Origin of the sequence: Pseudomonas sp. MWU12-2319, from assembly GCF_023242525.1 — a bacterium.
Classification (GTDB): domain Bacteria; phylum Pseudomonadota; class Gammaproteobacteria; order Pseudomonadales; family Pseudomonadaceae; genus Aquipseudomonas; species Aquipseudomonas gingeri_D.
Genome location: NZ_JALJES010000006.1, coordinates 346,470 through 361,088, shown reverse-complemented (window position 1 = coordinate 361,088; position 14,619 = coordinate 346,470). Strand labels below are relative to the sequence as shown.

General features: G+C 51.6%; 15 protein-coding genes and 4 pseudogenes. 12 read left to right on the top strand and 7 right to left on the bottom strand.

Annotated features, from left to right (window positions below; genetic code table 11):
• Positions 1-384 precede the first annotated feature (384 nt).
• From M5C01_RS13100 to M5C01_RS13080, 5 genes are all read left to right on the top strand, one after another.
• Positions 385-1,053, top strand: coding sequence for a hypothetical protein (locus tag M5C01_RS13100; RefSeq protein ID WP_152739231.1), 669 nt, complete (start codon positions 385-387; stop codon positions 1,051-1,053).
• Positions 1,054-1,103: 50 nt separating this feature from the next.
• On the top strand, positions 1,104-1,724 hold the full coding sequence (locus M5C01_RS13095; protein WP_152739228.1) for a glycoside hydrolase family 19 protein: 621 nt from the start codon (positions 1,104-1,106) through the stop codon (positions 1,722-1,724).
• A gap of 50 nt (positions 1,725-1,774) precedes the next feature.
• Positions 1,775-2,239, top strand: a complete 465-nt coding sequence (locus tag M5C01_RS13090; protein ID WP_152739331.1) for a lysis system i-spanin subunit Rz — start codon at positions 1,775-1,777, stop codon at positions 2,237-2,239.
• Positions 2,240-2,388: 149 nt separating this feature from the next.
• Positions 2,389-3,183 (top strand): DNA adenine methylase, encoded by a 795-nt coding sequence (locus tag M5C01_RS13085; protein WP_152739225.1) that lies wholly within the window; start codon positions 2,389-2,391, stop codon positions 3,181-3,183.
• 146 nt (positions 3,184-3,329) lie between these two features.
• On the top strand, positions 3,330-3,710 hold the full coding sequence (locus M5C01_RS13080) for a hypothetical protein (protein ID WP_152739223.1): 381 nt from the start codon (positions 3,330-3,332) through the stop codon (positions 3,708-3,710).
• A 123-nt stretch (positions 3,711-3,833) separates the two neighbouring features.
• On the opposite strand, the gene M5C01_RS13075 is transcribed toward M5C01_RS13080, so the two are convergent.
• Both M5C01_RS13075 and M5C01_RS13070 read right to left on the bottom strand, forming a co-directional pair.
• Positions 3,834-5,399 carry a hypothetical protein gene (locus tag M5C01_RS13075; protein WP_152739220.1) on the bottom strand — a complete coding sequence of 522 codons (1,566 nt, stop codon included), beginning with the start codon at positions 5,397-5,399 and terminating at the stop codon, positions 3,834-3,836.
• Positions 5,400-5,564: 165 nt separating this feature from the next.
• Positions 5,565-5,834: pseudogene (locus M5C01_RS13070) on the bottom strand (SOS response-associated peptidase family protein); the annotation flags it as partial.
• 77 nt (positions 5,835-5,911) lie between these two features.
• Between M5C01_RS13070 and M5C01_RS13065 the strand changes: the two are divergent.
• The 4 genes and pseudogenes from M5C01_RS13065 to M5C01_RS13050 all read left to right on the top strand — a co-directional run.
• Positions 5,912-6,216 (top strand): annotated as a pseudogene (locus M5C01_RS13065) (tail assembly protein); the annotation flags it as partial.
• Positions 6,217-6,240: 24 nt separating this feature from the next.
• Complete coding sequence (locus M5C01_RS13060) at positions 6,241-6,852, top strand: hypothetical protein (RefSeq protein WP_152739217.1); 612 nt, start codon at positions 6,241-6,243, stop codon at positions 6,850-6,852.
• A 56-nt stretch (positions 6,853-6,908) separates the two neighbouring features.
• A pseudogene (locus M5C01_RS13055) lies at positions 6,909-7,115 on the top strand (hypothetical protein); the annotation flags it as partial.
• A gap of 286 nt (positions 7,116-7,401) precedes the next feature.
• The gene (locus tag M5C01_RS13050) at positions 7,402-8,202 is read left to right on the top strand and encodes a hypothetical protein (protein ID WP_152739214.1); all 801 of its coding nucleotides are present in this window, start codon (positions 7,402-7,404) and stop codon (positions 8,200-8,202) included.
• Positions 8,203-8,850: 648 nt separating this feature from the next.
• Here M5C01_RS13050 and M5C01_RS32970 read toward each other — a convergent pair.
• A pseudogene (locus M5C01_RS32970) lies at positions 8,851-8,937 on the bottom strand (integrase); the annotation flags it as partial.
• A 95-nt stretch (positions 8,938-9,032) separates the two neighbouring features.
• On the bottom strand, positions 9,033-9,413 hold the full coding sequence (locus M5C01_RS13045; protein ID WP_152739211.1) for a hypothetical protein: 381 nt from the start codon (positions 9,411-9,413) through the stop codon (positions 9,033-9,035).
• Positions 9,414-9,806: 393 nt separating this feature from the next.
• Here M5C01_RS13045 and M5C01_RS13040 point away from each other — a divergent pair, with 393 nt between their 5' ends.
• Positions 9,807-10,331, top strand: coding sequence for a hypothetical protein (locus tag M5C01_RS13040; RefSeq protein ID WP_152739205.1), 525 nt, complete (start codon positions 9,807-9,809; stop codon positions 10,329-10,331).
• 416 nt (positions 10,332-10,747) lie between these two features.
• Positions 10,748-11,353: a DUF6338 family protein gene (locus M5C01_RS13035; protein WP_152739202.1), complete on the top strand. Its 606-nt coding sequence runs from the start codon at positions 10,748-10,750 to the stop codon at positions 11,351-11,353.
• Between the two features lie 376 nt (positions 11,354-11,729).
• On the opposite strand, the gene M5C01_RS13030 is transcribed toward M5C01_RS13035, so the two are convergent.
• The 3 genes from M5C01_RS13030 to M5C01_RS13020 form a co-directional block, all read right to left on the bottom strand.
• Entirely contained in the window at positions 11,730-12,404 is a 675-nt protein-coding gene (locus tag M5C01_RS13030; protein WP_152739199.1) for a polysaccharide lyase family 7 protein, read from the bottom strand.
• Positions 12,405-12,560: 156 nt separating this feature from the next.
• On the bottom strand, positions 12,561-12,929 hold the full coding sequence (locus tag M5C01_RS13025) for a VOC family protein (protein WP_152739196.1): 369 nt from the start codon (positions 12,927-12,929) through the stop codon (positions 12,561-12,563).
• Between the two features lie 136 nt (positions 12,930-13,065).
• Positions 13,066-13,596 carry a GNAT family N-acetyltransferase gene (locus tag M5C01_RS13020; RefSeq protein ID WP_152739193.1) on the bottom strand — a complete coding sequence of 177 codons (531 nt, stop codon included), beginning with the start codon at positions 13,594-13,596 and terminating at the stop codon, positions 13,066-13,068.
• Between the two features lie 246 nt (positions 13,597-13,842).
• Between M5C01_RS13020 and M5C01_RS13015 the strand changes: the two genes are divergently transcribed.
• Entirely contained in the window at positions 13,843-14,535 is a 693-nt protein-coding gene (locus tag M5C01_RS13015) for a hypothetical protein (RefSeq protein WP_177099030.1), read from the top strand.
• Positions 14,536-14,619: the final 84 nt, after the last annotated feature.

Genomic DNA, 14,619 nt, shown 5'->3' with positions numbered 1-14,619 from the left:
CGTTCAGTGGATGGTGTTTGATATAGCACCATCCACCAGTCGTATCGTGCCGTTGCCGATACCTCTACAAAAACACCTGATTACGCTACCCAGCGTATTGGGAAATCCGTCAGGCCCCAATATTGGCTTTAACATCAGCACGGACTCTGCGCTCGATGCTGTCACGGTTTATCTCAGTTCATCCAATATAAATCCTGATCCGTCATTTCGAGTCAACTTACTTGTAGTCGGTCGTTGAAGGGGGGGGATGGCACCTCTATCAGCACTGCCAAACTTGTACCAAACCATCGCCCTGAAAGTGCATTCGATTGAGTGCTAGCGGGGGGGGGGTGATGTCAAAGCGCCTCTCAGCGAGTAGGATTGTGGGCTTTCTGGGAGGTGATCATGAAATCGCTTGAGAAATACGCCAAGAAAATGGCATCAGATTGGGATCGTGTCTTAGTGCGCCGGGTAATGTGGATCGACATGGAGGAAAGGATCAGGCGGATTTTTCGGGATGTCGAGGGGTCGCCGTACGCAAATGAGTTCGGGGCACTCTTTATTCTTAACGGAATTCACGAGGATGCAAAGGAGTTCTATATTACACAGAGGCTCAATCAGATACAGATTGGCTGCGGCACAAGGTTTTTGGGGTTGAATGCGATTGATATCGAGGATGAGAAACCCAAAAAAAAGGTGCGGTTTGAAAAAGGCGCGGCTCTTTGGTTCTCTCAATCTCCTACCGGTGGCGTCACAGTATTCATGTCTCCCTATTCTTCAGATGTGGTGACGATGACTGAGGATAATATTATTATCGGTATGTACAAGGAGCCTTCAAGGTTAACTGAGCGTGAAATCTACAAGATTTTCTCTAAGTTCTTTAAATATCTGTCAATTACCAGTGCGCTTCATCCTCACACGTCACTAGACTACGTGTGGAGGCTCTGGTTAATCTATTTTGATGCACGAAGCAAGAGGTTTGGCACACTGTTTAATAGCCTGGACCGTGTCATAATATTTGGCGGTGCGTTTGTGACTGTTTGTGCCTTTATCATCCAGGCTCTAAAATCCTAAATTTTGGTGGTACACCCGCCACTGTATTTTGGATTAGGAGTACAATCAATATGTCAATCACGCAGCAGCAGTTGTTGCAAATTCTCTCGAACGCCGGCCAACAAGCCGGCGTTTTTGTTCCTATCCTCAATACCGCGATGTGCCGCTACCAGATCGTCACTTTGCCTCGTATTGCTGCCTTTATTGCCCAGGTCGGACACGAGTCGGCGCACCTGACTCAGATGGTCGAGAACCTGAGCTACAGCGCCCAGACGCTGCAGAGGAGTTGGCCGGGCCGTTTTGATGCTGAACTAGCAGCCACAGTCGCTTACCAGCCTGAGCTGATCGCCAGCATCGCCTATGGCCAGAGAATGGGGAATACCGAGCCTGGTGACGGCTGGCGGTATCGTGGGCGGGGGCTTATCCAGGTAACCGGCAAGGACAACTATCGGGCCTGCGGTGATGACCTTGGCCTTGATCTGATTGCTTTCCCGGAGTTGCTGGAGCAGCCACGGTATGCTGCGATGTCGGCGGCCTGGTATTGGTTCGTCCATGGCTTGAACTCGCTGGCGGACAAAGGTGCGTTCAAGGATATCGGTAGCATCATCAATACCGGTGGGCCGGGAAAGAAACCACACGGTGCGGACCAGCGACTGGTGTTGTTTGAGCGGGCGCTGCAGGTGCTGACGTGAGTCCGCTGTTCCTGAAGTGGGGCGGTTCTGCCCTGGTTGTTTCGTCGCTGATGGTGGCTTCCGGTTTTGCTACGTGGCAAGTCCAAAGCTGGCGCTATGGCGAAAGGCTGGAGCAGCTGGGGCGCCTGCATACCAACACTCTCAACGAGATAGCCCGGGCCGCTGCCGTTCAGCAACGTATCGAGCAAGACAAACGCCTGGCCCTGGAGCAGCGAATGCAGGCCAGTGACCAGACCCATCAACGAGTCCTGACCGATGCTCGACGTACCCAAACACGCCTGCGTGATCGCCTGGCTACTGCTGACCTGCGGTTGTCAGTCCTCCTCGAGGCAACTGATTCCCGCAGCTGCGCAATGTCTTCCACCACCGCCTCCGGCTGCGTGGTTCATGGAGCCCCGCGAGCCCAACTTGACCCAGCGCATGCTCAACGAATTATCGGCATCACCGATGAGGGAGACAGGGGATTGATCGCCTTGGCGGCCTGCCAGGGTTATGTCAAAGCACTCCATCAATAGACATAAAGGAGCGACCAGACCGGATGCGCCAACACCCGACCTGGTCGCCGAACCCGCAGAACTCGCCTGCAAGTCCAGCCAAGGCTCCTCGCCTCGCGCGAAGCAATGTGAGCCTAGCACCTGATATTCCCTACAGAAAAGGCTTGCACATGTCTGAACCCATCATCCCCTGGATGGGCGGTAAGCGCCGCCTGGCCGACCGCCTCATTCCTCTCTTTCCACCTCACAAATGTTACGTTGAAGTCTTCGCTGGCGGCGCTGCCTTGTACTTCCTACGCCCCCAGGCCGCGCCGGTCGAAGTCCTCAACGACATCAATGGCGATTTGGTGTGCCTGTACCGTGTGGTGCAGAACCACCTTGAAGAGTTCGTGCGTCAGTTCAAGTGGGCGCTCAGTTCTCGCCAGGTGTTTGAGTGGCAGAAGATGACGCGCCCCGAAACCCTCACTGATATCCAGCGCGCCGCCCGATTCTTCTATCTGCAGCACCATGCGTTTGCTGCCAAGGTGTCAGGGCCGACGTTTGGTATCGCCACGACCGGTCCGGCCATCAACCTCTTGCGCATTGAAGAAAACCTCTCGGCCGCCTGGCAGCGTCTGTCGGGGACCTACGTCGAAAATCTGCCCTGGCTTGAATGTGCTGAACGCTATGACCGCGTTCACACCTTTCACTACATGGACCCACCTTACTGGCAGACCGTTGGCTATGGGGTCGAATTCCCGTTCGAGAATTACGAGCAGATGGCGGGTTTTATGCAGTGCTGCAAAGGAAGGGTGATGGTAAGCATCAATGATCACCCAGACATTCGGCGAGTGTTCGAGGGTTTTCATGTCGAGACGCTGGATATTCGTTACAGCATTCCCAACCAGCGGCAGGGGAAGGCCGATGTCAGTAGTGAGTTGGTGATTATGAACTGGGAACCAGTGGCCTTGGAGCGATTGCTCTAGCATGAGAGAATATGCTTGGGTAGCTGCTGGTCTGTGCGGCAGGTGTTTTTATCAGAATTCTCCGAGAACGTTATGTATAATACTCAAAAAAGCAAATGACTTAATCATTTAGGCGGCTGGCATTGCACCCTAGGCAGGAGTGAACCATGGCCATTGATCCGGCTGTTGTCGAGTACATAGATGGCTTCCATCACGCTCTGTTTACCATCGTTAAAAAATCCACAGGGTATTCCGACGGACCTGCAGATCTCTTGGCGTTTGATCTGTATCCTGACGCTGCCAGATTGGATGCTCTTACCGCGGGCATGATGCTTAAGCTTTCATCCTTTGATGCAGCAGTTTTAATGGCATTGCATGTGGCAGGGATTTATCAGCGCAATAATAAGGGGTTTTTTGTTCGCAAAAATATCAAAGAGAGGATTCCACTGCATGCAAAAATTGAAAAAGACCTGAAGGGCTTTGAAATTATCTTTCAGAAAAAAGGAGTGTACGATCGGTTTTACAATGCGTTCCTTGGAATTATCTGAGTCGGTTGAGTTTCCTACTAGGTCTAGTGCGCGTCGGCGGCGAATATTGGGCAGTCCCAAGGGCAGTGACCTTAGTTCGTATAAAAAATAGTGACAAAGTCGCATTGAATCTTCCGAGCAGTGTCAATACGAATCGTGAGGCTCCACATCTATCGTATCGATCTGCATCACCACATAATGCTCAGCGTATTTAGACTTAATCTCATCCATAAGAGCTTCAAAAGCCACCTCGTCAAAAGGGGCGCCCAAGCGTATCGCGAGTTTCTGCTCAATGAGGACTCGATCAAATTGCAGAACGCAATCTTCTTCATCACTGCGCTCTGGGGTTCCAGTGACCACGCAGACAGCCCCAAAATTATGGTCTCCAACTAATAGTGAGCGCGTGAAGATGCACGCAACTGGCTTAAGTGCTCCCGACGGCATTTTTTCTGGGGCGGACTTAAACGAAAATGCGCCGCCACTCTCCTTGCCATCCAGAAGTTTGATAAACCAGTTAATCGCCGGACCAAAAACCCGTAAATCGTGCGGCGAGATAGAGACCTCATCGCCCAAGCCATATAGTCCGGCAAGCTTCTCGGCCTGTTCAGCGTCCTCTAGAAAGTCGGGACGATATTCGTACTCGTTCATTCCTGTCTCAAAGCTGAACTCTGCTGTCTGCCCGTCACTCCTTTCAAATTCACAGAGAATCTTCCTCTTCGGGACCGTCAGTAGCTCCATGAGGCTCAGCGCTTGTTTTAATTTAGAAATGGGTTTTCTTTGACCCGGTTCTATATGAAGCGAAAACTCAGTAGACGCCTTGCTGAAGAAAAGGTCGAAAAACTCTCCTGCAATTCGGGATCTGGAAAGGCGGGGATTCGGGTGATTAGAAAATGGCGATGTGTAAAGTTTTATAGAAAAGGCCACGCAGGGAGCGAATGCGTGTTGCCTAAACCGCAAAGTCCCGGTGCTATGTGGCACAACCTCGGTCAGCTCCAAGCTACCTACTTCAAAATCAGCAAACGGTACATCGTCCTGGATTCCGAACCTGGAATACACGCTTCGGAAGCTCTGCAGTTTCGCGATTGTTTTTAGACCTATCGCGGCGTCGGCAAAAGCCTCAAGATCTTCGTTGTTGATGCCAAAGGTGACTTTGGCGAAGCCATCTTCAAACCCAGCCGATTTGAGGTGGTTAGCCTTCGAGGCAACGTAGTTTGGTAGATCAAGGCCGATGTATTCCATAATTTTAGATTTCAGCGCCTGTCCCGTGACGCTAGTTAGACGGTGTGATTCGTCAAACCTAACCACCATCGTGAGGCGATTTAGTTTTGCCTCACTACCTTCCGCTCGGACTCGCTTGAGGGCTTTTGTTATCAAGCCCTCATCGACATGCAGCAGATAGGCATTGCTGGGAAACTCACGCCCATCAAACTCAAAAAAAACCACGAATGTAGGGACCGGTGACACCACCAGCCTATGAAGATTAGACAGCTTTAAGGACACTCTCTTGCCGCGGCTATTTGTGGATTTTACTTGAACTTTGCATTCACAGGGTGATATATGCATATCTAAGGCGCCGCGCTTTGCCGGGATTGGAAACTCAACCACATAATCCCACCCTGTCGCGTCTGACGTTCCAGACTTATTCGGAGTCAACCCAGCCCCGGCGCACATCGTCGTAAACACGCTTTCTCCCATCAGGCCTAGATCCATGCCATCTCCCTAAACGTCTCTTTTAGCGGCGACTCGCCGGCCATGCTGGCGTGATTTATCGAACGCGAATATACAAGAATTCTTAGCAATTGACTGCTTTGCGTATGGAGTAAAGACTGAGAGCGAAGCTTATGTGAACTGTCGGGTTCCGCAGGGAAAGTAGCCTTAGATCGGCTTTACCAGCTTAGACTCTTGGTTTCGCGCATTGCCCATGCCCGGGTGGACCTTTAACCGATCAAATGCTTCGGCTGGCTCGCTCTCGTGCAGCACCATCTGCTCGGCGCGCTTCTTGAATGTTGCCGGATCGAGCTATTCCCGTGCTAGGTCCTGCGTCAGAACCACTGGACGCCGGTCGTGAATATCGACCATGCCGCCCTGGGCATCGGCGATGATGATCACAAAGCTGCCCTGTTCGCCGCGGCCTTCTTCTGGATCAGACGATGGGCTCTAGCCTGGCCTGAGAGGCCTTCAAGGTGCTGAAAGAGCGCGCTTGAAGGTTTCGAGAAAGAGATAAGCGCCTTGATCGTCTGGGGATGCGATTCGCGATCTTCCGCAATTAGGAAAATGATCTCGGGCTTTCCAGAACATGGGAAATAAGGATTGTGCATCTGGTGCCCGGCCCAGGCGCCAGCGGGCATTGCGATGCTGGTTGGCTGCGTCCTAAGCCCGAAAGCATCAGGCCTGAATTAAAGCATCTGTCCCGACAAGCAGCGCCAAGAGCACCACAGCCAGCGACAACCCGGAGCCGATGCATCGGAGATGGGCGATGGGTGGTGCAATCATCTCGGCCTCGATTTACGCCGAAGACAAGGTATGATTTCGTTCTTTTGAGCGTGCGACCATGCAAGCAAATAAATATTTTAGGGGGGCGTCGAATCACCTCTCTCGTGGGGAAAAGCTTTTCGCACGGGGGAAACAGGAAGCTGAATACTACTTTTATAGTGCGCTTGAATTGAGATTCGGCATCGAATCTCGATACCGTGAATACTTAGAAAATCAAAAACATGTAACGGAGAAGAAGAAGCAGGGATGGCAAATTGCTGTTCTTGGAAGAGAAGTGGAGCAGGCTTTTGCAGGCTGTGTACAGGAAGTTAATATTAAGTTGTTTTCAGACGGGCACCCAGTGATGCTGTGTAAGTACACACCTATTACACCTGAATTAAGGGCGGTGGGTGAAAGGCTTGGAAAATATCTCCACGCCCCAAAGGACGATGACCTACGGGCGTTGGAGCAATGGGCCGACTTCGAGCAGTTGCTTGAAAAGGGTCTATCTTTGCTGAGGTATTGCTGCAGCGGAAACTTGCTTGGTGTTCCTCTCCGCCAGCGCGGGGCGAGCAAAATGAACGTGTACATGAATGTAGAGAACGATCAGAAAGCTATCATTAAAGAGCTGCTCAGCCGGCAGGCCGAGATTCTGATGGATGTTAGTTATGCTGAACCTCCAAAATTGTAGACTCACCAAATCGCGTAAAGCCGTCCATGAGGCGTTTTTTTTGCCAGGAGAAAAGCATGGGCGGAACACGTAATCTCGAAATTCGCGGAGTCAAGGGTGGAGAGAGTAACCCTAAGTCGCCTGTGTAAGCGTCCGACAGCCTGCACTCGACCAATCTGGCCAAGATCCTGATTGCGTTGGGTGAGAGCAAGTTCGAAGGGGGGCCGGCCAACCGAGATATCTATCTGGACAACACGCCAATCGAGGATGCGAGCGGCAAGGTACGGAGGGTACCGTGTCGGGTCCGTCGTCGATGTTTCCAGTGACGGGGCGCGGTGCCAGCCATTACCGGCTCCGGCGGCGTGATTCATGGAGGACACGCCCTATGCGCGACCAATGACAGCGACCGGGGATTGATCGCGCTTGCAGCTTGTCAGGCGTATGTTAGAGAAATTGAAAAGGGGTCTAGATCCAAATAATCCATTGAGTACTGCCTCAAGCAATGGCTGAAAAAAAATTCGGAATCCAGATATACTATTTATATTTTTTTCTCAGAGGAGTACGTTGTAAATGGCTATCGGAAAATGCTTGCTTACAGGTGCAACAGGCACATTTGCGAAGTCTCACCTTTATCCATTGGCGTTTACCGCACCTGCGGTTCCCGGTAGCTACTTCATTCAGGCTGGCGAGGGGACTCGCCCAATTAGAACATTTACAAGCTGGTACGACAAAAAAATACTTACACATAAAGGAGAGAAAATTATTTCTCTTCTCGATGATAAAGGCATAAAGGAACTTCGTCGCCTGCACCTTGTTTGGAGTGGGTGGGGAGGAGAAGATAACATTCCACCAGAGATAGTCGTGAATAGATTTGATGAAAAGCGGGGTATTCGAAAAATTCAAAATCTGGACTCGTCTGTGCTGAGGCTTTTCTTTCTTTCAGTGCTATGGCGCTGGGGGCAGTCAAGTCTTTCTGCTGCTAAGCATGTGAAAATATCAGAAGCTAATTTAGAAGTTATTCGTCGAATGATCCTAGAGAACGATCCCGGCGAAGCTAACTTTTTTGGCATGACTCTTACGCAGATCTCAACAAGGGGGGCACCACATAATTTAGCCCCTATAAAGCGCGAAATGGAAAAGTGTGAAAATGAAGTGTATTCATATATAAGGTTTTATTTTGATGGGCTAGTTGTTCATATACATACTTCTGCGGTGGATATTGAGAGGTTCGGGGTAATGCTGCTTGGCCAGGCAGATGAGCTTGTTGTTATTGCAATTGATCACGATAGATCATTTCAGTTTGAGAATATGGGGAAAATGATTTCCGAAACCAATCATCTTTACCCTCAAGTTATGAAAAAGCTTAATTAGGTTTGATGGTATACGGAGTTATCAGCTGTTGCCCTTGTAGCTCCGTCAGTAATCTCGCTTTTTGGCGAGATCAGTTCCGGCACATGGTTGCGAATGTTACCCACTGTTTTGTCCACTTGAAACTACTTAAACGCATCGGCGATTTTGTCCTGGAGCAAGTACCATCTGCTCGGTACGCTCCTCGGCTGTGGCCCGGTCAAACCATCCCCGGGCCAGATCTGGTTCCTGCGACTGCTTGACGTGAAATCATCGACATGGTGCAGGACGGAATGAAGCTGAATAGGATCGAGCAAATTGGGACCGCTTCTATGCGCAGTAGTGGCGGTGTCTTATTGAATGATGGGGGTTGTTCGCTCGTGAGGGCGCCGTAGATTGTAGGGCAAAATCAGTTCCGCAACCAAAGTTTTGCCCCTTACATTTAAAGGCTTTCAGAGCAGCCGAAAAATTTGGTTGCGGAACTGAACTTCTCTTAAACTTATGATAAATAAAGATTTTACCGTGGATTGCAAATCCATCTACGCCGGTTCGATTCCGACCTCGGCCTCCACCATTCAAAGCCCCGTAAATCAACGATTTACGGGGCTTTTTTAATGCCCATTATTTGGCAATCGCTTCCGCAACTATAGCCATCGCTTCCACAACTCGACGTCATTTCGTTGGATTGACGATCTCGCCAACCCGACGATAGACCTTTTTCGTCATCTCTTCGGTCGAGTGGCCAAGCAACCTGCAACTCTTCAGGCACTCTGAGGACGTCACGCTCATAATAATAAGGTTGAACAAAAAAGCCCGGCGCTGGGCCGGGCTTCAAGGGCGTTGCGCATTCAACGCTATTGGAAATTTTTCGTGATTGCTCGCTTACCTATTGCTGCCTCAATATTGCAATAAGTACGCTTATCGGCGGCGCAGAGAAGATACCTCCCATCCCTTAGCTGCATCGAAAAGGTCAGCTCGATCTCATCACCAGCCAGCATCACGCCGGCCATGGCTCCAATCGGGCCGAGAGCCAACGCTCCAGCCAGCCCCAGACCAACAGCACTCGATACGTCCCGGTACGAGGCCTCACTGATAATCCTGATGTCGAGTATTTCGGAGGTGGCAATCTTAAGTCCAGGCCACGGATACACAGCAGTTTGTATAGTTATGAAGCCGGGCTCAAGTATTGCAAATCCCTCAAGGAAATCCCCCGCCAGGATTTTTATTTTTGCCATGCGGTGTCCTCCTTGTATCAACTGCTATGAAATTGAACGCTTAGCGGGACGGGGCGTCAATGGCCTGTGGGTAATGGTCCTCAATGACCCGACAAATGGATGAGAACGAAAAGCCCGGCGCTTGGTCGGGCTGAAATCGATTGGCTCTTGCTAAACCACACGTAGTCGCCCAGGGCCGCTCCATCCTCCAGCAACGCGGCGTTGATGCTTCGGTGACTATCAAGGCCAACAGTGAGGTCGGGGTAATCGACTGGTTTGTGATGACCCCGCAATGCCCCTACCAACTTCCTACACCAATGAAACATTTGTTAGTTGTCCCGCGCCGCTATGGCATGGACCATGGTCCATGGTAAACGCCAATCACGCTACTTCAGCACGAGGAAAATGGCTTCCATGCTTCAGAAGAAACGCTCGCCGCAGCACACGGTCATTCACTGTCTGGGCAGGCTTAGCCTGCGCACAGCGGGTGCCGTCGCAATCACCCTCGCTACCTTGGGTGGCGCACAAGCGGCTACGTCCACCACCGATACCATCAAGGCATTCAAACTCTGCACTGGCGCGGATAACAACTCCCACGTACTGGAAGGGACCATCGACCAGCACATGCGCAACGACGTGACCGCCATTCACTTCAAGCAAACCCCGGCGCATGCCTCCTTTGATTGGCACAAGGACCCGGAGCCTCAGTACGTCATTACATTGTCCGGTACCCTGGCGTTCGTGACCAAAACCGGTGAGAAATTCACCCTGCATCCGGGTGAAGTACTGGTCGCCGAAGACAATACCGGCTCGGGGCATCGCTGGAATCTGGTCGACGATCAACCCTGGCGGCGTGGGTATGTGGTCCTGAAGCCGGGGGCGCCGGATTCGTTTATCCCGAACGATCCGGTTGCTGCGAAAGTATGTAAAGCGCCTTAAGAATGCTGTCCTGCGCACCGCTGTAGCGTGCCACTGGCCCGGCAATCAACTGCCGGGCCAGCTCATCATTTGTCATGCGGCCAAGACCCAGACCCTCTGCAACCTCTTTGGATAGAGGTGATTCCGCTTATGGGGACTTCATTGACGGGGAGGATCGCATTTACCTCGCACGATTTCATCTATCTTCTGAACACTTTCCATTAGTGCATCAAAAAACTTGCTCATTAATATGTTCTCACTGTTTTATGGCGCTTGAAAAATATTTTCGCCGCATTCTACTACGTTGATTTGACCGTAAGATAATTCTCCTTTTGTTGAGTGATATTTCTTGGAGTGCTTTTCTGTCTTGTGGATTGATGGTGATTTGATTTTTAGTGGAGTATTACAGGCGTCCGAATGCAAGTGGCTACCCGCAAATGGATGATCTCGTAAAAGATGTGATACCTCTGCTGCAATACCTGATCCCGGGCTTCTTAACCGCTTGGATCTTCTATTCGCTAACCGCCTTTAAACGGCCTGATACCTTCGGGCAAATAGTGCAGGCGCTGATTTTTACATTTGTTGTGCACGGGGTTGTGCTTGCAATTGGCGCGCTATGCCTCTGGGTTGGATCGAAGGGTCTGGCAATTGGAAAATGGGACGCAAAAGCCGAGGCATTTTGGTCCTTCATGATATCCGTTTTACTCGGATTGCTTTCATGCTGTCTCGCCACCAGCGATAAACTGCATAGTTGGTTAAGGAGCCGCGATATCACTGAGCAGACTTCATACCCGAACGAGTGGTACAGCACCTTCTCGAGATATCCGCGCTTTGTAGTCTTGCATTTGAATGACGAGCGCCGCCTTTATGGATGGCCTTCGGAATGGCCCAATGAGCCGGCCCAGGGGCAATTTGTCATCCAGAACCCCGCCTGGCTTGACGAGCGAGGGGGGCAAAATCATTGTGGTGCGCAGTTTTTGGTTATCGACGCTTCGAAGGTACAATGGGTAGAGTTTGATCAAGAGATAGAGGACGAGAAATGACCAGTAAAGCGCCTCAACCAATGCCAGCGTCCGGACGAAAGGGCATTGCGCATGACGGCAAAAATCCACTTCCCAGAGCCGTTGTTAGGCCAACGGCCCCCTCTGCTCCTCCGCCGCCGAAGAGATGAGAGCAGGGCCCTGGTGATCAAGATCGGACCTGAGGACGCTTCGGCGGACAGGTCCCGTTTAATAACGTTGACCGGCCGGAAGTCGTTACTGGCCCCTGATCAGTCCGGCATGCCTGACGGCCGGCGTGGTGGCGCAAGCATCGGATTTTCTTCTCGCTGCTCCAGTCTGATGTACGCGGGCCAATTGGTAACAAAAAGGTTCGGTCATCCAGCGAATAGAGCAGTATTGGGCTGCGGCTAATGCCAGATTAAATGTGAGTCACGGACAGTTGGCTGATAATGCAAATTGAGCCGTCGGTTGACGGTGTGGCATCCGTATAGTCAATCTGATTATAAATCCCTCCATGGAAATCGAAGGATTTGGACAGCCAGGAGCTTCCCAATTGAAGCGTTGGAGAGGAGGCGGACTGACCGCCGCTACTGGCACTCAGGATAATCGCGCCCGTAGAGTTACTATGGATGCTCACCTTGAACTTCGCACCTAATGCAACGTTACCCAGTAGAAATGCAGGCGTTGGGTCGGCACCGTTGTACTCCTTTCGAAATGCATAAGTGAGTGAGTTCTTCTCCCAAAACACCTTGATTGCCGGGTCTACATCGTTCTGAACGTGCATCTGTGAAACCACGACCTTCTGAGCCGAGTTTACCTTCACCAGTGTCATCTCTTGCCGGTTCCAGTGGTTGGCGGCGCTAAGCAGGGTCCAGTAAATCGACTCTTTCCATTCGCAGCGCGTTCGATGTGTACTCTTGCTGGATGCCCCCTTGGTAGGGGCCGTGAGCTGAATAGATCCATCTGGCAGCCGGGTTATTACGGTAGGGCACTCTGCGAGAGCCTTGGTACCGTTCAGCTCCAGCGCTACCGGGTTGGTGGCTGACGTCGGCAATGGTGTGGCGATGTCGAAGTTGCTGATATCTACAGTCATGATGGTCATCCTTGGTCATGGGAACTGTTTTTAATTGACGCTGGCTAGTCTGATACCTGTGGACGGTTATAGTTCACCGATTGGAAGTCATTGAGGGCGGGTATCGAACCTCGCGACGTCCTTGATCCCTGCCGCGTCCAAACCGCCCGCTTTGGATCAGCTTGATGGTTTTGAAAAGACGTTTACCAGGCTGCCATCCGGATCACGGAGCAGCAGGGAGGTATTGCCCCATGGCATTATCGTTATTGGCATCACAACTTCCGCATCACTGACCCGAAGCAGCACGGCCTCGACGTCATCCACTTGAAACTCCAGGATTGCCGAGCGGTTGCTGGCGGCGACGGCCAATCCGTTGTTATGAAGACGGATCAGGCGCTCATCGCTTATCGCCAGGATGACTCCGTCGAAGTGTATTTCGGCGAACCCGTCAGCAAGATGCCTGGGCTCAATGGTCGAGAGATTTTGATAGAACTGGACGAGGTGTTCGAACTTACTGGTGACGAGGCGGACAGACGAGAATTTCATGATTTGACCTGACAGAAATGAGAGGCCTCAGCCTACGTCAGGCCTCTGTCAGTTTCTGGCAGTATCGTTTTGCAAAACCCGGAAAAAGGAGCAGAAAGTGGGGTCCCACTTTTCGCCGTGGGCAAATGGCCGGGTGTCAACCCTCAAATGTTGCCCGCTCAATTTTATAAAAATAGTTTTCTTGCTGACCCACGGTGAGCTGTTTTATTGATTTATGGGAGAACGTCCCCCCGATCTTTTCCACTGCCCGCTGCGACCTAATGTTTTGACTGCCGATGTGGAACCAAACGGTGTCGACCCACTGAAAGGCATGCTTGAGCATCAGGTGTTTAAGTTCTCCATTCGCGGCGCCGCCCCATTTTTCGCGAGCTAGAAAGGTGTATCCGATAGCAACCTCACGCTTTTTCTCACTGAATTCATAGTAGCGAGAACTACCGACTACGCTGTTGCTGTCACGGTCGATAACGACCAGCGCGCTCTGCGAGGTGAGGGCTTCGTTAAACCATTCGCGAAAGACAGGTTCCTGGTAGCGCGTCGGGCTCGGGTGTTGAACCCAGATCAATGGGTCGGATGCGACGCGGTAAAGTGATTCGAAATCCCCGGCCTCCAGCGGGCGCAGCTCAAGTGACTCACCAAGAATTGATGGGGAGACGGGTAGTGCTTGCATCATTTTCTCCTGAGGTTCGGATGACTTGACCCTGGGGTTTCCTTGTACCCAGGCTCAGATTAACGCTCAATCAACATGAGAAATAGCCTTCTGGAAAAACTCGTATTTCCCGCGCATCTTAGGCACGGGAGAATATTACGTGTGCCAAACGCGGAGGATAATGTTCAAGTGTCGCTGCAAATTCAGCGATACGGGGTTTTCAGCCCGGAATAACAGAGTTCCTTTTCGTAGCAGAGGAGCTTTATCGTGACCAAAAAGAACATTCCCGATTCACATCCGATCAGCAGCGCGCTAAGCACCACCGACGACATCTACTCGCGTAAGATATCTGATGCCTCTACCGACGGAAATGAGGAGGTCCCGGCCAACGAGCCGCGTTTGCTCGACACCCTCGCGTTCACCGGCGCCAAATCCGTCATTCTCGAAGCCCCGTACAACAATCATCCGATTGATCGCTCTGATCGGTGTAGGCTGGACCGTCAAGAAAAGACGAGGAGAGCAGCCGCCGCAGTTCAACCTGCACATCGGAGTTCATCGTTGCCCCGATGTGCAGGCTGTCATGATCAACACCCACCTGACAGATCAGCCTTTGACGGTGACCGGGCCATGGTTGTCGCAGTGGCCACCATGCGGATGGTGCAGATGCCCCTCCACCAGATAGTCCACATGATCCCCATGTGTGACAGCTTCATGCCCACAGCCCGGGCCATGCACATGATCCTTGGCATGTCCGCCGCAGCTATGATCAGGTGTGCAGCTAGCGGGATTGCGCGCGTTGATCTCCAGGCTGTGCTCATCGACGTGATCGCCATGCACATGGTGCAGGTGACCATCGTGCAGGTAGTCGACATGGCCATTGTGCTCAATCGCCGTATGTCCGCAGCCCGGGCCATGCTGATGGGTGTGATTGGGATGCTTGTCGCACGTGCTCATACCTGATTCCTCTTTCTCTTCATGTTGGAGATTGGGTGTATTCAGGTTAGGCACATGTCCGATTTCGTGCCTCAATTACCCATGAAATGA